The sequence below is a fragment of the Acidiluteibacter sp. genome (assembly GCF_055129545.1).
Genome location: NZ_JBSRUB010000023.1, coordinates 1 through 17,070, shown reverse-complemented (window position 1 = coordinate 17,070; position 17,070 = coordinate 1). Strand labels below are relative to the sequence as shown.

At 36.7% G+C, this 17,070-nt stretch carries 15 protein-coding genes; 10 read left to right on the top strand and 5 right to left on the bottom strand.

Going from position 1 to position 17,070, the window contains the following annotated elements:
- Positions 1-14 precede the first annotated feature (14 nt).
- From ACTB0X_RS10810 to aroC, 3 genes are read right to left on the bottom strand one after another with little or no spacing between them, the layout of a single operon-like run.
- The gene (locus ACTB0X_RS10810) at positions 15-2,726 is read right to left on the bottom strand and encodes an AsmA family protein (protein WP_463025034.1); all 2,712 of its coding nucleotides are present in this window, start codon (positions 2,724-2,726) and stop codon (positions 15-17) included.
- 13 nt (positions 2,727-2,739) lie between these two features.
- Positions 2,740-4,041 (bottom strand): dicarboxylate/amino acid:cation symporter, encoded by a 1,302-nt coding sequence (locus ACTB0X_RS10805; protein WP_463025033.1) that lies wholly within the window; start codon positions 4,039-4,041, stop codon positions 2,740-2,742.
- An 8-nt stretch (positions 4,042-4,049) separates the two neighbouring features.
- Entirely contained in the window at positions 4,050-5,129 is a 1,080-nt protein-coding gene (aroC, locus tag ACTB0X_RS10800) for a chorismate synthase (protein ID WP_463025032.1), read from the bottom strand.
- 115 nt (positions 5,130-5,244) lie between these two features.
- Here aroC and hutI point away from each other — a divergent pair, with 115 nt between their 5' ends.
- From hutI to ACTB0X_RS10775, 5 genes are read left to right on the top strand one after another with little or no spacing between them, the layout of a single operon-like run.
- Positions 5,245-6,486, top strand: a complete 1,242-nt coding sequence (gene hutI / locus ACTB0X_RS10795) for an imidazolonepropionase (protein WP_463025031.1) — start codon at positions 5,245-5,247, stop codon at positions 6,484-6,486.
- Between the two features lies 1 nt (position 6,487).
- Positions 6,488-7,477, top strand: a complete 990-nt coding sequence (locus ACTB0X_RS10790; RefSeq protein ID WP_463025030.1) for a formimidoylglutamase — start codon at positions 6,488-6,490, stop codon at positions 7,475-7,477.
- A 2-nt stretch (positions 7,478-7,479) separates the two neighbouring features.
- On the top strand, positions 7,480-8,478 hold the full coding sequence (gene ftcD, locus ACTB0X_RS10785; RefSeq protein WP_463025029.1) for a glutamate formimidoyltransferase: 999 nt from the start codon (positions 7,480-7,482) through the stop codon (positions 8,476-8,478).
- 33 nt (positions 8,479-8,511) lie between these two features.
- Complete coding sequence (locus ACTB0X_RS10780) at positions 8,512-10,764, top strand: patatin-like phospholipase family protein (protein WP_463025028.1); 2,253 nt, start codon at positions 8,512-8,514, stop codon at positions 10,762-10,764.
- A gap of 9 nt (positions 10,765-10,773) precedes the next feature.
- The gene (locus ACTB0X_RS10775; protein ID WP_463025027.1) at positions 10,774-10,989 is read left to right on the top strand and encodes a hypothetical protein; all 216 of its coding nucleotides are present in this window, start codon (positions 10,774-10,776) and stop codon (positions 10,987-10,989) included.
- On the opposite strand, the gene ACTB0X_RS10770 is transcribed toward ACTB0X_RS10775, so the two are convergent.
- Positions 10,986-11,348 (bottom strand): GTPase, encoded by a 363-nt coding sequence (locus ACTB0X_RS10770; RefSeq protein WP_463025026.1) that lies wholly within the window; start codon positions 11,346-11,348, stop codon positions 10,986-10,988. The two genes, ACTB0X_RS10775 and ACTB0X_RS10770, sit on opposite strands and share 4 nt — an antisense overlap.
- A complete protein-coding gene (locus tag ACTB0X_RS10765) occupies positions 11,348-11,884 on the bottom strand; it encodes an inorganic diphosphatase (protein ID WP_463025025.1) in 537 nt (178 codons plus the stop codon). Before ACTB0X_RS10765 ends, ACTB0X_RS10770 begins: the two co-directional genes overlap by 1 nt.
- Before the next feature lie 164 nt (positions 11,885-12,048).
- Here ACTB0X_RS10765 and ACTB0X_RS10760 point away from each other — a divergent pair, with 164 nt between their 5' ends.
- The 5 genes from ACTB0X_RS10760 (at position 12,049) to ACTB0X_RS10740 (ending at position 16,656) form a co-directional block, all read left to right on the top strand.
- The gene (locus tag ACTB0X_RS10760) at positions 12,049-12,393 is read left to right on the top strand and encodes a hypothetical protein (protein ID WP_463025024.1); all 345 of its coding nucleotides are present in this window, start codon (positions 12,049-12,051) and stop codon (positions 12,391-12,393) included.
- Positions 12,394-13,186: 793 nt separating this feature from the next.
- Positions 13,187-14,167 (top strand): lipoate--protein ligase, encoded by a 981-nt coding sequence (locus ACTB0X_RS10755; RefSeq protein ID WP_463025023.1) that lies wholly within the window; start codon positions 13,187-13,189, stop codon positions 14,165-14,167.
- Between the two features lie 32 nt (positions 14,168-14,199).
- Positions 14,200-14,433 (top strand): 4a-hydroxytetrahydrobiopterin dehydratase, encoded by a 234-nt coding sequence (locus ACTB0X_RS10750; protein ID WP_463025022.1) that lies wholly within the window; start codon positions 14,200-14,202, stop codon positions 14,431-14,433.
- A gap of 10 nt (positions 14,434-14,443) precedes the next feature.
- Positions 14,444-15,886 (top strand): exonuclease domain-containing protein, encoded by a 1,443-nt coding sequence (locus ACTB0X_RS10745; RefSeq protein WP_463025021.1) that lies wholly within the window; start codon positions 14,444-14,446, stop codon positions 15,884-15,886.
- 125 nt (positions 15,887-16,011) lie between these two features.
- Positions 16,012-16,656 carry a hypothetical protein gene (locus ACTB0X_RS10740; RefSeq protein WP_463025020.1) on the top strand — a complete coding sequence of 215 codons (645 nt, stop codon included), beginning with the start codon at positions 16,012-16,014 and terminating at the stop codon, positions 16,654-16,656.
- Positions 16,657-17,070 lie beyond the last annotated feature (414 nt).

The window sequence follows — 17,070 nt, the reverse complement described above, 5'->3', positions numbered from 1 at the left end:
GTTTTAGCTGATTATTACTTGAATAATCCCTTCAACTTTTTAGCAGCGTCTTCTTTTAATTTATCCACTTCCTTTTTACCTTTCTCTTCCAATTCTTTTTTGAGCTTGTCCGCTTCTTCTTTCGCTTTGGCTTCTGCCTCTTTCTTCAAACGATCGGCTTCTTCTCTCGCCTTTCTCTCCAACTCTTCTTTTTGCTTATCAATTTCTTTATTGATTTCTTCTTTTATTTGCTTCTTCGCATCTTGAACGGCATTTCCCGCCATCTTTTTGAAGTCCGTTGTAATTTTAGGATCATCCATCGTTCCAACTACCTTCACATCAATGTTGATATTTTCACTCATCCCAACGTTTAATCCATTTTTGTTAGCTTGAGACAACAATCCGTCAATTGCTTTATTGGCTTCACCACCTAGTTCTGCTCTCGGTATTTCGAAAGCCATGGTATAGTCAATTGTTTGGTCTAACGAACTACTACCGGCAATAGTCACCTTACTCTTATCTAATTTAATGTCGAAAGGATCTGTAAATACTTTTCCATTCACCACCGCGAAAGAAATATCGACATCTTGCAATTTCAACTTTCTAATTTTATCATACTTCAATGCATCCGCCACTTTCTCTAAAACCTTAACATCTTTTACTTCGATATCATCAGTAGATACTTTTCCTTTTCCATTTACTGTGCTGTAAATCGGTTCCATTTTGGTATCCAAATCACCTTGTAAAAACATTTGAGCAGAAAATTTACCAACCGTTTTCTTCGCCAAAGGCATCAATTTATCCACCGTATTGAACATTACTGCGGTTTTATTTAAATCCAATTTATCCAATCCAAAGTCAATGGCATAAGTTGGTTTCAAGGAATCAGTTGTTTCATAATATCCATCCATAGCAACATGGCCGTCTAAAAGATCCAATCCCACTTTATTAAAGTCTAATTTTTGATCTTTCACTCCTAAACTTCCTTTGAAGTTTCGCATATCAATGTCGTCGTAAATCATTTGCTTTACGTCCATGGTCATTACAAAATCAATGAACTTTGGAACCAATGCTACTTCCATGGCTGCGGTATCAGCTGTCGGTGCGCCATCTGCAGGAGTCTCTGTGGTCGCTTCATTAGTTGATGCTGACTCTTCCTCGCTACCCATCAACTCTGTGATGTCCAATTTCGTTGATTTTACATTTAAGGAACCTTTTAGCGTTTGATTGTCTGATAAAGCGTATCCTACAAAGTTGGTCAATTGACCATCCATTGAAATATCAGAGCCACCCAAAATCATATCTAAGCTTTTTAAACTAGCTGATTTGGTATCAAAAACCAAGTCTCCATTGTTTATGGCGATTGGGTAATCTGCAGCATTTGTTTTATACACCAATTGGCTCACTAACATTTTACCACTCGCATTAAAATTCTCATAATCTTCCTTTTCCAAAGTAGATACTCGTCCTTTTAATTGAATATCCATGTCTATGATTCCTGCGATTTGCTCTCCTTCTTCCAATGGAATCATGTCTTTCACATTGTCCAAGATAATCTTCCCTTTTGCGTTTGCATCAATGTATGTATCCGTCATTGGGTTTTCAATGTGGGCTTTTAAATCAAAAGGATTATTAGCCATAGAAAAATGGAAGCGATTTACATCTATCACCATATTATCTAAATCACCACCTTTACTTGCTATTTTAGTATCTACTTGGATATCTTGAATCGATTCAGGTAAATCAGTATAAGCAAAGCTACCATCTTGCATCAATAGATTCATTCCAAATGCAGGATAGCTTTCGCCAATGTATTTTCCTTTAAAGAAACCGTCAAATTGAACCTTACCAGTTGTTTTAATTCCTTCCATATCTTTTGCAAACTCAGCAGGAATCAACGAAATGATTGATTTCATATCTGTTTTGGTCAATGCAAATTTCAAATCCATGTCCATGCTCTCATCTTCCAACATAGCTAACCAACCTTCCATTCCTAACTCTAGCTCATTTAAAGCAATATCACCTTTACTGATGGTGTATTTAGAATTCACCATATCAGCTGCAATAGCTAGTGCTGTTGTAAATTTAGCTTCCTTGATGTATTTCACCCCATCATAATCAATGGTTACTTTGGCAATTCCACCATCCATGGTAATGGTGGTCAAGTCTTCTGTCAAATCACCAGTCATTTCAAAATTGATGTCCGCTAACTCCATATACATCGGAAAAGTAGCATCGTCGTATATAATGGTAGAGTTGGTTAATTGCAATTGCTCCAACGCCAATTGAAATCCTCCTGATGAGTCTGTTTCTACCACTTCTTCAGGCACTTCTTCAACTGCAGCAGTATCTATTTTCGCAATGTCCCAGTTTGCTTTTCCATTCGCCAACACTTTGGCAGTCAAATTAGCTTTGTCAATTTTTATCTTTTTTACTTTTATCGTTTCTCCATTGATGATACTCATCACGTCAACTGTCAACGCTACTTCACCGATATCAGCCAAAGCTAAGCCCTCAAATTCATCAACGCCAGTCACTTTAATGTCCTGAATTGAAAAATAAAAATTGGGGAAACTTTTTATCAAACTGAGGTCAAAATCGCCGAACTCTACTTTTGCATTGACATTTTCATTGGCCACTTCTTTGACCATTTTCACAATGTCATCTTTAAAAATAATTGGAATTACAATCAATGCAGCAACAATTAATACGACGATTACTGCTAAAACTTTCAATACTTTCTTCATGTCTTAATTCAATTTATTTTTCAATTGGATGTGGGTTCAATTCTCCTTCTGTATAAGCAACTATCGTAGCAACAGTTGCATCTCCGGTTACATTCACTACAGTACGACACATGTCTAACGGTCGATCTACGGCAAATATTAAGCTTATTCCTTCTAATGGCACTCCAACAGCACCTAATACGATTGCCAACATAATTATTCCAGCTCCGGGAACTGCTGCTGAACCGATAGATGCTAAAGTAGCGGTAAGAACTATTGTCAACTGCGCCGACAGTCCCAATTCCATGCCATAAACCTGTGCAATAAATACCGCTGCAATCGCCTGATAACAGGAAGTTCCATCCATATTTATTGTCGCACCCAAAGGTAGAACAAAGGACGCTACTTTCTTCGAAACACCTAACTTTTCTTCACATCGCTCCATCGTCAATGGAAGCGTTGCAGCACTTGAACTCGTTGAAAAAGCCAATAGCTGAGCAGGAGCTAATCCTTCGAAAAATTTTCGGTAGGAAAACTTTGCAAAAAACTTTAGAAATAATGGATAAACTAGAAATATCATGAATGCTAATCCTAAAATCACTGTTAATGCATAAACGGCTAAGCCTTGTAATATTTCCACTGCTGCAGCAGGATTATCACCTGCCAAATCGACCATTATATTCCCCAAAAGCGCAAAAACACCAATAGGTGCGTAAAGCATGATGATATCGACCATCTTTAAAATGACCTCATTAGCTCCGTCAAAAAAGACCTTAATCCCTTCTACTTTTGATTGATCAGGAACCATAATTAAAGCAATTCCAAATAGCAGCGCAAAGAAGATCACTTGCAGCATATTTCCATTGTCGCTTGCAGAACTAAAGATATTTGAAGGCACCATGTCCACTAAAAACTGCAACGGACTACTTTCCTTTTGTGCATTAGCGCTTTGTTCCACTTGACTTGCTTTTTGCTGATTTTCAACTACCATTTGATCCCTCGTTTCTTTGGAGAATGATTTACCAGGTTTAATCAAGTTCACCGCAACTAATCCAATCGTCACAGCAATTACGGTAGTAATCAAATAAATCCCAATGGTTTTTCCACCCATGGATGACAACTGAGAAATGTCCTTTAATCCCGACACTCCATTGATCAACGAAATCAAAACCAACGGCACTGCAATCATCTTTAACATATTGATAAAGATGGTTCCAAAAGGGGAAATCCAATCGGATGTAAAAGATTGGAGTCCTGCATTGGACGCTAACAATCCGTAAATAATTCCCAAAAACATCCCTATTAATATCTGCCAATGCAGTGCTAACTTCTTCATAGTTGAATTTAAATTTTTGCTGTTCTATTTCTTAATAAATGGTCAACGATTACCAATGCTGCCATCGCTTCTATAATAACAACTGCTCGTGGAACGACGCAAGGATCGTGTCGTCCTTTTCCTTGAACTTCTGCTTTTTCGCCCTCTTTATCGACTGTGGCTTGCGACTGCATAATGGTGGCTACTGGCTTAAATGCTACTTTAAAATGAATCGGAGTTCCATTGCTTATTCCGCCTTGAATTCCTCCAGAGTTGTTGGTCAACGTCGTTACTTGCTCTTGTTCTTTTACAAAAATATCATTGTGTGCAGAACCTCTCATTGTTGCTGCTTTAAATCCTGAGCCAAACTCAAACCCTTTCACAGCATTTATGCTCAGCATCGCTTTTCCGAGATCGGCATGCAATTTATCAAATACTGGTTCACCTATACCTGCAGGCATTCCTGTTAGATATGCAGAAATAACTCCACCGACAGTATCTCCGGCTTTTCTGACTTCCTCAATTCGAGCTATCATTTTATCGGCTATATCCAAATCAGGACAACGTACCATATTTTCAAAGGTGTTTGAAAAGTCTAGTTGCTCTGCTGGAATGGTCAAACAAATGTCTTCCACTTGAGACACATATCCGTTGATTTGAATTCCTTCTAATTTTAAAACTTGTTTAGCAATCGCTCCAGCCACTACCCGACAAGCTGTTTCTCTTGCGGAAGAGCGGCCTCCACCTCTATAATCTCTATCGCCAAACTTCTGATCGTAGGTATAATCAGCATGCGATGGACGATATACGTCTTTCAAGTGAGAATAATCCTTTGACTTCTGATCTTCATTCGGAATGATAAATCCGATTGGAGTACCTGTTGTTTTTCCTTCAAATATTCCGGAAAGAAACTGCACTTGATCACTCTCTTTGCGTTGAGTTGTAATTTTTGATTGACCAGGCTTTCGTCGATCTAAATCGATTTGAATGGCATCCATATCCAATAGCAAACCTGCAGGAACACCGTCGATAATACCACCAATAGCAGCACCATGACTTTCTCCGAACGTATGCAACTTGAATAATTGACCAAAGGAATTTCCACGCATGTCAACAAAAATAATATTTCTAATTGGGGAATATTGGATTATTTACCAACAACAGTAATAAAAATCAGGATATTTGTAAACAAGCAATTCAAAAAACAAAAGAAACGGACCAAAAATGGAAATACTGATTCAAAACATTAAAGAACTCATTCAAACAAATACTGCCAATTCTCAACTATTAAAAGGAAAAGAAATGGGAACTCTTTCGAGTATCTCCAATGCTTGGATTAAAATAAAAGAGGGTAAAATTGAGGACTTTGGGTCGATGGATTCTCCGTATTCGGGAAACTTTGAGAATGTTCAGATGCTAGATGCCACCGGAAAAATGGTGTTCCCTTCGTGGTGCGATTCTCATACCCACATCGTTTACGCAGGTAGCCGGGAAACGGAATTTGTTGACAAAATCAATGGGTTGGGTTACGAAGAAATTGCAGCCAATGGTGGCGGAATCTTAAACTCAGCCAAGCGATTGCAGCATGCCACGGAAGAAGAATTGTTCGACCAAGCCTTAGCACGACTGGAAGAAATCATGCGAATGGGAACTGGTGCGGTTGAAATTAAAAGTGGATATGGACTGACTGTGGAAGCTGAATTAAAGATTTTGAGAGTCATTAAGAAATTAAAAGAAACCAGTCCTTTAAAGATAAAATCAACCTTTTTAGGCGCACACACTTATCCTTTAAAATACAAAGAAAATCACCAAGGTTATATTGATGAGATTATCAATGAAATGTTGCCAGTGATTGAAAAAGAAAAGCTAGCCGATTACATTGATGCCTTTTGTGAAAAAGTAGCCTTTTCTCCTGAAGAAACAGATCAAATCGTTAAAGCAGGCGCTAAAATTGGTCTTAAAGCAAAAATTCATACCAATCAGTTTAACTGCATGGGTGGTATAGAAATGAGTGTGGCCAATAACGCCGTTTCAGTAGACCATTTGGAAGTACTGACGGATGACGAAATAGAATGCTTGAAAAATTCAACCACGATAGCAACACTATTGCCAAGTGCTCCATTTTTCTTGAGGGATCATTATCCTCCGGCGAGGAAATTAATCGAAGCTGGAGTTCCAGTGGCATTAGCTACTGATTTCAACCCCGGCTCCACTCCTTCTGGGAAAATGTCATTTGTACTTTCACTGGCCTGTATTTACATGCGAATGACACCGGAAGAAGCGATCAATGCAGCGACAATTAACGGCGCTTTTGCCATGGAATTGGGTGAAGATTATGGAAGTATTGCCAAAGGAAAAGTAGCGAACTTGTTTATCACCAAAGCCATTTCATCTTACGCTTACATTCCTTATTCTTTTGGATCTGATCACATAGAAACGGTGATTTTAAACGGAAAAGTTCAATAATATGAAAATTCAACTCATTACTTTCGAACAAATTAGTAAACTGACTGCCAGCCGAAATGGGGAAACTAAAATTGGAGAAACCGTCCAATCGTTAACCACTTTTAATGTACAAGCGTTGGCAAAAAGTGCTGCACGTTTTGTATTCATTGGCATCAGAGAAGACATTGGCCCACGAGCCAATTTAGGCAGAGCTGGTGCTCATTCAGCCTGGGATGCTTTTTTGCCAAAATTCTTAAACATGCAGTCGAACCGTTTTTTGAATGGTGCCGATTGTTTGATAGCAGGAAGTATTGACTTAAATGGTTTGACTGATTCTAATGAGATTGAAGACTTAAGAACAGCGACTTCCAAAATGGACCAAATCGTAACCGAGACCTTGAATCTCATTCATCAAGCTAAGAAAATACCAGTTATCATTGGTGGAGGCCACAACAACAGTTACAGCAATATAAAATCTGCTGCGATCAACTCTCTATCAGGAAAAATCAATTGCATCAACATCGATCCTCATGCTGATTTTAGGCCATTGGAAGGTCGACACAGCGGCAATGGATTTAGTTATGCATTTGAAGAAGGCTATCTGAAACAGTACGCCATTGTTGGTTTACACGAAGGATACAATTCTGAAAACATGCTGAATTCTTTGGATGACAAACAAGTGTCTTATACTACCTTTGAGGATATTTTTATACGTGAAAGCATCAGTTTTAATTCGGCTATTGACAAAGAATTGAACGCAGTAAATAATGAACAATATGGTGTAGAAGTCGATTTAGACGCCATAGAAAACGTTGCGTCAAGTGCGCAAACTCCAAGTGGAATCACTCCAACTAATGCTCGAAGATTTGTGCATGAAGCAGGTGCATCTAAAAATGCCTGCTACCTGCATTTATGCGAAGCTGCTCCGAGCCTTTCCAACCAGCCAGATCAAGTTGGAAAATTATTGGCGTATTTAGCTGCTGATTTTGTGAAATCAAGAAACCAATTCTAGAGATGGAACAGATCTTAGAATGTGTTCCGAATTTTAGTGAAGGTCAAAATAATGAGACCATAAAAGCCATTGCGTCTACTATTCGAAAAATTAAAGGAGTTGAATTATTACACATCGACAGCGGTTTTGCTGCAAACAGAACGGTTTACACTTTTGTAGGCAAACCTCAGAATGTTTTGGAAGCAGCTTTTCAAGCGATAAAAGTAGCCTCTGAACTGATTGACATGAGCCAACACAAGGGAGAACATCCTAGAATGGGCGCTTGTGATGTTTGCCCGCTGATTCCGATTAGTGGAATTACCATGGAAGAAGTCATTCAATTGTCCCATCAATTGGGAAAACGAATTGGTGAAGAATTAGAAATCCCAGTGTATTTATACGAGAAAAGTGCACAACAATCTGATCGTGTTCAATTGGCCAGTGTTCGAAATGGAGAGTATGAAGGTTTACCGACTAAAATTACATTGCCCAACTGGCAACCAGACTTCGGGCCTAAAATATTCAATGCTAAAAGTGGCGCCACTATTTTAGGTGCAAGAAATTTCTTGATCGCCTATAACTTCAATTTAAATACCGCTGATATCAAAATTGCGCGGGCGATAGCCGAACAAATCCGAGAAAGCGGCAAATTCTTGGGAAAAGATGCGGCAGGAAATAAACAATATGCCAAAGGTAAATTTAAAGCGGTAAAATCCATTGGATGGTTTATCCAAGACTTTGGAATTGCGCAAGTCTCTTGTAATTTTTCAGATTTTCAGTTAACACCGATTCATATAGTTCATGAAATGGTAAAATTATTAGCTGCAGAATTTGATTGCAAAGTCACAGGTGCAGAATTGATTGGGCTTGTTCCAAAAGAAGCGATTTTGCAGGCAGGTCGATTTTATGAACCCAACATTATCGATGAAAATTTATTAATAAAGGCAGCCATTAAAGAATTGGGATTGTCAGATTTAAATGAATTTCATCCAAATGAAAGAATAATAGAGTTTTTGCTTTAATTTTTAATATTTTTAAGGAATTAAAGCGCCCCTATGGATCAGCCAAGCAATTTTCAAAAATGGTTCTCAAGAATCATTTATTTTTTCCCGCTTCAGCTGGTTTTCGTGCATTTAAAAAAATCTCAGCAATTATTGATTTTTTGGATTCTCTTGTTTTTGACCATTTCAGGAAATTTTGGTCAGAAATACGGCATTCCTTTTTTATTACTTGACCCTGAATACTTAGGAAAAGTAAACTTTACGAGTTACCTTATTTTAGGATTCTCTTTCGGGGGATTTGTGATGGCGTTTAACATTGCAAGTTATGTCAACAATGGGTTTCGTTTTCCTTTCCTTGCCACCCAATCGAGGCCATTTTTAAAATACTGCATCAATAATTCGTTTATTCCATTGTTGTTTTTGATTTATTATTGTTGGGTCATGATTCAGTTTAAACTGAACAATGTCACCCATAATGAAATTCAGATCGTCTATGATGTATTGGGTTTTTTGGTGGGATATGTGATCGTTATTCTGATTTCCATGTCTTACTTTATCAATACCAATAAAGACTTTTTAAAGTTGTTTGGTACCGTTGGTAATGAAACTGAAGATGATGAAGGAATCTATCGACTGGCTTCTCACAAAAAACATAAAACGTGGTTTAACGACACCTTCAACAACAAAGCATGGCATGTTGAATCCTATCTTATCAAGCCCTTAAAAATTAAGTTAGCAAGAGACTTTTCACATTACAACAAGTCTCAACTGAATCAGGTATTTAAGCAGAATAATTTCAATGCCTCTATTTTTGAAATAGTAGTTCTTATTTCCATTTTTACGTTGGGATTATTTCGCGAAGTGGATGTATTTGTAATTCCGGCTGGTGCTAGTATTCTTTTGTTGTTTACTATCCTGATTATGCTCACTTCTGCCATTCGTTCTTGGCTTTACGGATGGACATTTGTCGCCTTTATAGGACTATTTGTTCTCATTAATTTTCTTTCTAAATATGAAGCCTTTACCTACGCTAATAAAGCTTACGGATTAGATTACGAAACAAAGGCGGTGAATTACAACCTCAATGTTATTTCACCAGATTCCATCGCTCAAGACTCTTTGTATCATATCCAAGTGCTAGAGCAATGGGCAAAAAAGAATGCACAACTGAAAGGAAAACCAAAGTTGGTTCTTTTCAATGTAAGCGGTGGTGGTTCGCGTGCATCTATGTGGGCATTTAGAGTGATTCAATACTTAGATAGCATAAGTAACGGAGAAACTAGTAAGCACATCCATTTAATTACTGGTTCTTCGGGAGGAATGATTGGTGCAGCATACTTCAGAGAGTTGATGAATTTACAGCAGGATGGAGAAAAACTAAACATTCACCATCCTAAATACATTTATGATTTAGGGAAAGACATTCTCAACCCAATCGTTTTTAGTTTGGCAGTGAACGATTATTTCATTCGATTGCAAAAATTTGAATACGATGGTCAGTTGTATTGGAAAGACAGAGGTTATGCCTTTGAACAGCGATTGAATCGGAATACCCGATACTTTATGGACAAGCCACTGAGCGCCTACCAATTGAAAGAATTTAACTCGAAATTACCGATGATGATTCTCTCCCCTTCCATCATCAACGACGGAAAAATTCTATTGACAGCTAACCATCCATTGGGATTTATGTGTCAAAATGAATTAGGGGTTGAAAACCAAACCATCGAATTGGGCGAAAATGTAGAATACAGTCGATTGTTGAAAGGTCATCAGCCGTTGAACATTCGTTTTTTAAGTGCGTTGAGAATGAGTGCCACTTTTCCTTACATCATGCCCACTATTGAGCTACCTACACAACCTCGCATAGAGCTCATAGATGCCGGATTACGTGATAATTATGGAGTAAAAACAAGTGTGAGGTACGTTTATAGTTTCAGGGATTGGATCGCGAAAAATACATCTGGTGTTGTCGTTGTTCAAGTTCGATATGGAAAGCAGCAAGCTAAAATTCAGACGAAAGGAAACAACACTTCTATTTTTCAAGACCTTACGGCCCCTTTTGGGAGTGTCTATGGAAATTTATTCAACATCCAAGATTACAATAACTCCTCCCTGATAGAATATGCCAACGGTTGGACCGGGAATAAGGTTCAATCAGTTGATTTTGTATTGAACTCAGACGAAGAGAAAGGAATTTCATTGAGTTGGCATTTAACAGAAACCGAACGAGAAAAAGTAATGAGGGCGATCTATTTAGATGAAAATAGAGCCGCCGCAAATAAAGTATTAGATTTGATAAAATAACCCAAAGCCATGAAGAAATTATTTATACCTATCGCTGCATTTTTTACCATAATCTTAAGCAGTTGTTCAACAGAAAAAGATCCTACCGCTGAAGCTTTAAAACTACAACTAACGGCAACAGAAGCTCAGTTAATAAATGTGAGTGCTGAATTGGCAAAGTGCAAAGGTGTGGAAGAAGAAGCAGATACTACCAAGCAATTGCTTGATAGCACTGCAACAAATTAATTTTTAGTCGGAAGTACAGAGAGTCCTTCTATTGCTTCAATTAGCTCCAGAGTCGATTTCATTTGACCAAGTTGTGTTTTATTAAACATCACTTTTAAGTGGTCGTCGTCTTCCATTACGACCACAGGATAGTCATAAGAGGTGCGATATTGTTCTTCAAAATCACCGATGTGATGCAAAGACAACTTGATATCAGTTTCATCAATAAATTTTTTCCATTCCGGCTTTTCCTTAAAGCTTCCATGTGTCAAAGCACACAGTTCGCATTTATAAGTTTTCGGACTGACAATTTTATGAATAAAATCCAATGAGCTGCTAAAGAAGTCTGAATTAGCATTATAAACAAGAATGAGCTTCATTACTTATTTAAAAAGGTTTTCTTGTACAATTCAATACTTTCATGAATAATTTCAAATGCCTTTTCTTTACCTAAGAAATCATCTACTATTACCTCTTTATTCTCTAATTTTTTATAATCCTCAAAGAAACGTTTGATTTCTTTTAGATTATGTGGTGGCAATTCAGTGATATCATTTACATAATTTACACTCATATCATTGGCAGCAACCGCAATAATTTTATCATCCGCTTCTCCATTGTCGATCATGCGCATCACACCGACTACTTTGGCATTCAATAAACACAATGGTGGAACTTCAATTGATGTTATTACCAAAATGTCCAATGGATCATTGTCTTCACAATAGGTCTGAGGTATAAAACCATAATTTGCAGGATAGTGTACTGAAGAAAACAACACTCTGTCTAGCATAATCAAGCCACTTTCTTTGTGTAGCTCAAATTTTCCCTTACTTCCTTTTGATATTTCAATACATGCATTTACGACTCTAGGAATGTCGTCTCCAGGTATTATATCATGCCATGGATTTTTCATATTCTTATTCTTAAACGTTTATTCTTTTTTTTGGGGTCGCAAAAGTACGCATAAATAACACTTTGGTAAGTATCGTTTATGTAAAATCACTTTGATTTTTTTAACAATACATTATTAATTAATAAATCTCTACGAATCAAATAATGGATTACTTTTGTTGCGTTATGAAAAAAGAACATTTTTCTTTATTCTTAGGATTATTCTTATTCCTAGTTTCAATATTTGCTTCACCGGCACCGATGGAACAAGACTTTCATGACCAACAGCATTCTTTTACGTTAAGCATCACTTCTCCCCAAATAGCTCCAGCTGAACAGAATTTTGAGGGGAACACTGTCTATCAATTGTTCCAACGAAATATTGAAGGAATCAAAGACAGCACACCGTTTGCCGGATTTTATGCTTATTCCAAACAAATGACACCTCGCTTATTGAATTCAAATCTTTTCAAACATCTTATGAATGGCAAAGTAACCCTTTCTATTTGGGTGCAATGCTTCCGTAATTAGTAGACCTTTCTTTTATATCTCACTGATTGTTTAGCATTCTGCTAATCAACGTTTAATTGGTTCTATTAATTTAAATTTATTCAAAATGAATACTGAAGTACAAAAACAAAGTTCAATGAAAAAAGGGTTTGGTCCTATCATATTTTTCACCGTTTTGGTGATTGCATTAGTGGTGGTATTAAAAGTAGTTTTTCATATGTAATATATGTTTATAGATAGTGTAATGGGCTGTTCGAAAGGACAGCCCATTTTTTTTGAGGTCTTTAAATAAAAATATTGATTGAGTATTGACTGATTGACTGATTTATCATTAAGAATTAACCACAAAGGACACAAAGGTTTCACTAAGCCATGCCTGCGGCAGGCAGGTTCGCAAAGAAATAAAATACCAATTAAAAAAGTCTATTCTCTCTTTTCTAACTTTTAACATCCTTCTTCTCTTTTTAAGGCACAAAGTTCACAAAGTATCAAATTTGAAATAAAACCACACTATCACTATTCTAATCTTTAGCGTCTCTCATCTAACTTCTAACTTCTTTTTTCTAAATCTAGACTCAACCAAAAAGGCACAAAGAACACAGAGGATTCGCAAAGAAATCATTGATATATTATTACATTAATCAATTGCTAGATTAATGAACTTCTTGCTTCCATTTTCTAATCACAAAGAACAATATTGACTTATTAATTCATTGACTTATTGACAAATTAAACTATTGAACAATTGTCCCCTTGAATAACTGAATTAAAGAATGCCTTTTCTACCTTTGCACACTCACTCAAAAATGTCATTATGCTTTGTATTAAACACCATTCTACTGATCCCTATTTTAATATTGCAACGGACGAATACATCTTCAAAAACATCAAAGAAGATTGCTTTATGTTGTGGCGAAACGACAATGCCATTATAGTAGGAAAGCACCAAAACACCTTAGCTGAAATCAATACTGACTACGTAGAAAAACAAGGAATAACAGTAGTTAGAAGGCTTTCAGGTGGTGGAGCAGTTTATCACGACTTAGGAAATCTAAACTTTTCGTTTACCCGAACAGGAGAAGAATCCAACTTAGTTGATTTTAAAAGATACACTTTACCTATTATAGAAGTATTACAAAATTTGGGCGTTGATGCCAAATTTGAAGGCAGAAACGATCTGACAATCGGCGGGAAAAAGTTTTCAGGTAATGCTGAGCATGTATTCAAAAACAAAGTTTTGCACCATGGCACCCTTTTATTTTCATCAGAAATGAAAAATGTAAGCGGCGGATTAAAAGTGAGTCCACTGAAATATAAAGACAGAGCGATTAAATCCATCCCTAAAAGAGTGACTAACATCACAGAACATTTAAAGGCTCCACTTACTTTAAATGCATTTACAGACAAAATAATGGATCATATTTTAGCCACTTTTGACGATGCTAAAATCTATGAATTTACAGCAGAAGACATTGAAGCGATTCAAAAATTGAGAGATGAAAAATACGCCACTTGGGAATGGAACTTTGGTCATTCACCGAACTACAACTTTAAGCAAGGTGTAAAAACAACTGGAGGCGTAATCGAAATGAATTTAGAAGTCAAAAAAGGAATCATAGAGGCTGTAAAAATTGAGGGTGATTTCTTTCACATCAATGATATAGATGCAGTAGAAAAAGCATTGGTGGGTTGTGCTCATGATAAAAAAGCCATTGAAGAAAAGTTAGACACATTGGATTTAGAAGACTACTTCAGTAATGTTTCTAAAGCAGACTTAATGGCTTCTATGTTTTAAGATTTTAGTAATTTCAAGGCAAACTAAAAACCATGAACTGGAAAGAAAAGAACAACACACTAAAAAGAAGTTTTGAATTTAAAAACTTTATTGAGGCTTGGTCGTTTATGACTAAAGTAGCGATGATTGCTGAAAAAATGAACCATCATCCGGAATTGAGTAATGTTTACAATAAGGTAAACATTACTTTGACAACTCATGATGAAGGCAATACCATTACTGAGAAAGACCGTGAATTGGCCAAGAAAATTGACCAACTCCTCTGATTACTAAACGATGAAACCGACTAATGCCATTTATGCTGTTACAGATATTGAAACCACTGGTGGCAGTATTGCGCATGGAAGAATTACAGAAATTGCAATCGTTTTGACCAATGGTCAAAAAATTATTGATCGATTTTCTACCTTAGTGAATCCCCAACAATTGATTCCGCCAAACATTACAAATTTGACTGGCATTACCAATCAAATGGTAGCCAATGCTCCATTGTTTCATGAAGTAATTCCTCAAATAGAAGCTTTTACAAAGGAGGCAATTTTTGTAGCCCACAATGTGAACTTTGATTATGGATTTATTCGTGAATCATACAACCGAGCTGGAGAACGCTTCCAACGCAAGAAGCTATGTACCGTTCGATTAAGTCGTAAAATTATTCCAGGATATCCGTCCTACAGCTTAGGGAAAATTTGTCAGCAAGTGGGCATTCCACTAAAAGATCGCCACCGGGCTTTGGGCGACGCTGACGCTACTGCTCTTTTATTGCATTTATTGGTGCAGAAAGACAGCGAGGGATTTATTCAAGAATCATTGAATCCTCGTTCTAAAGAGGCCTTGCTTCCACCCCATTTAGATAAAGAAAAATTTGAATCCATACCGAATGCCATGGGGGTTTATTACTTTTTCAATCAGAAAGGAAATGTGATCTATGTTGGTAAAGCCATCAATTTAAAAAAGCGAGTTCACACCCATTTTTCAGGAAATACCAATACAAAAAGCAAAAATAATTTTGCAGAGAACATTTATGATGTGTCGGTGGAGGTTTGTAGCAACGAGTTAATTATGACCTTAACAGAAGCTCACGCCATCAAAAAGCATTGGCCGATTCACAACCGAGCCATGAAGAAGGTGACGCTCAATTTTGGACTTTACTCCTACGTCGATCAAAATGGCTATGGTCGATTTACAATGGGAAGATCTGGCAAGCATGACCGGCCATTGATTAGCTTTCGGTCAGCTCATGAATCTCGAAAATACTTGGAAGATTTATGTGCATATTTTGAACTTTGCCCGAAGTTGTGCAGCCTTCAAACACCTGTGAATACGAGTTGTTACGATTACGAACACGATGCTTGTAAAGGCGCTTGTGTGGAAGCAGAAAGTGCATTAGACTATAACGAACGATTTGAAGCAGCCATCTTAGAAACCGACAAAGAAAACAACTCCTTTATCATACGAGGAAAAGGCAGAAACGATGAAGTGAATAGTATTGTTGTTTTGCAAAAAGGCCGCTATAAAGGCTATGGTGAAGCACCAGTAGAAGCCAAAATCACTTCAGTAGATGAGGCATTGAATTACATCAAATATGGTTATGACGATCAGGACATTCAAATTTTAATTCATTCCTATATTCGAAAGTGTGATGAAAGTGAACTCATCCCATTGACGCATTCCGAATCCCTTAATGCTAGTTTTTCAGGGTTGTTGTTTGATGTTTAGCAGCTTTACCTTCGCACCTTTTAGACAATCCAATCAATATTACCACTAACATCAATAATAAATTATATTTTAGAGTGTTATAATAAGCTACTAAATAACACGTTTCAAGGAAAAACTATATAATTATGAAAACAACTTATTTCATTGCGTTATGTGCAATCCTATTATTCGGATGTAAAAAAGAGGAGGTTCAAAAAGATCAAGTCATCTATATTGGACAATATTCATTGCTTAGTTCGTCTGCCGAAAACTTTCCTTACAATGACTCTTTAACCGAATTTACTTTCATTGATAATTTAAACAATGAAATAACGGCGAGTATTACTGCAATTGATCATCATTTCACAGATAACTATCAATCTGCCAACGACTACCATTCTAGCCCTTCCTCATTCATAGAATATATAAACGAATCATACAGTACTGCACTAAGTATTCCGAGTTTAAACAAAAAAATAAAAATTGAAGCATTCGTATCAGTAGATGTGACAGATTATGAATCAATAAAATATGCGGATATTTTAAAAGTTTATCATACAGACATAACATCTTCCAAGCAGCAAATGGTTATCGTTTTAGACGAGCGCAATCGACCAAATGGTTTTCCTGAAGCAAGTGTTCCAGATTCATCGCTAACCATAAATGGAAAAACGTTTACAAACGTATATTCTAATAAAGTGGATAAAGCCTTTATCATTTATTTTAATCTTGAGGAAGGAGTTGTTGGAATTAAAGATAATGCAACGGGACTGATTTACAACTTGAAGTAATTATAAGTTTAACCATTTTTATTTTCGACCAAAAACAGTGAATTAAACTTCTATTTAGTTGCTATCTTATTACTTTAATAGTTAAAAGCTTTATCTAAAAACAACTCGAAAACAAAGCTTTAGTAAAAGAGATCGACTTGCTTTCTGAAAATACTATCCTCAGCATTTAAAGTATGGCCAATGCAATACTTATCGTGATAAACGGAATATAGAATCTATATATTAAACATAAACCAATCTAAACAAAAAAAGCCCTGAAAATTCAGGGCTTTTGTGATCGAGATCCCGATTCATTCGGGATGACCGTTCCGTTCCAGAAAAGGAACGGAATGCTCTATCTTGCTATTAGCCTCTCAATATAGTTTCGTGATTTCTTTTTCTTGATTTCTAACTCTCGTCGATAGGCCTCCGTTT

Bases quoted from the DNA above. Each gene is read 5' to 3' on its own strand.
- ACTB0X_RS10810 (WP_463025034.1), bottom strand. From the start codon at position 2,726: ATGAAGAAAGTATTGAAAGTTTTAGCAGTAATCGTCGTATTAATTGTT.
- ACTB0X_RS10805 (WP_463025033.1), bottom strand. From the start codon at position 4,041: ATGAAGAAGTTAGCACTGCATTGGCAGATATTAATAGGGATGTTTTTG.
- aroC (WP_463025032.1), bottom strand. From the start codon at position 5,129: ATGCGTGGAAATTCCTTTGGTCAATTATTCAAGTTGCATACGTTCGGA.
- hutI (WP_463025031.1), top strand. From the start codon at position 5,245: ATGGAAATACTGATTCAAAACATTAAAGAACTCATTCAAACAAATACT.
- ACTB0X_RS10790 (WP_463025030.1), top strand. From the start codon at position 6,488: ATGAAAATTCAACTCATTACTTTCGAACAAATTAGTAAACTGACTGCC.
- ftcD (WP_463025029.1), top strand. From the start codon at position 7,480: ATGGAACAGATCTTAGAATGTGTTCCGAATTTTAGTGAAGGTCAAAAT.
- ACTB0X_RS10780 (WP_463025028.1), top strand. From the start codon at position 8,512: ATGGATCAGCCAAGCAATTTTCAAAAATGGTTCTCAAGAATCATTTAT.
- ACTB0X_RS10775 (WP_463025027.1), top strand. From the start codon at position 10,774: ATGAAGAAATTATTTATACCTATCGCTGCATTTTTTACCATAATCTTA.
- ACTB0X_RS10770 (WP_463025026.1), bottom strand. From the start codon at position 11,348: ATGAAGCTCATTCTTGTTTATAATGCTAATTCAGACTTCTTTAGCAGC.
- ACTB0X_RS10765 (WP_463025025.1), bottom strand. From the start codon at position 11,884: ATGAAAAATCCATGGCATGATATAATACCTGGAGACGACATTCCTAGA.
- ACTB0X_RS10760 (WP_463025024.1), top strand. From the start codon at position 12,049: ATGAAAAAAGAACATTTTTCTTTATTCTTAGGATTATTCTTATTCCTA.
- ACTB0X_RS10755 (WP_463025023.1), top strand. From the start codon at position 13,187: ATGCTTTGTATTAAACACCATTCTACTGATCCCTATTTTAATATTGCA.
- ACTB0X_RS10750 (WP_463025022.1), top strand. From the start codon at position 14,200: ATGAACTGGAAAGAAAAGAACAACACACTAAAAAGAAGTTTTGAATTT.
- ACTB0X_RS10745 (WP_463025021.1), top strand. From the start codon at position 14,444: ATGAAACCGACTAATGCCATTTATGCTGTTACAGATATTGAAACCACT.
- ACTB0X_RS10740 (WP_463025020.1), top strand. From the start codon at position 16,012: ATGAAAACAACTTATTTCATTGCGTTATGTGCAATCCTATTATTCGGA.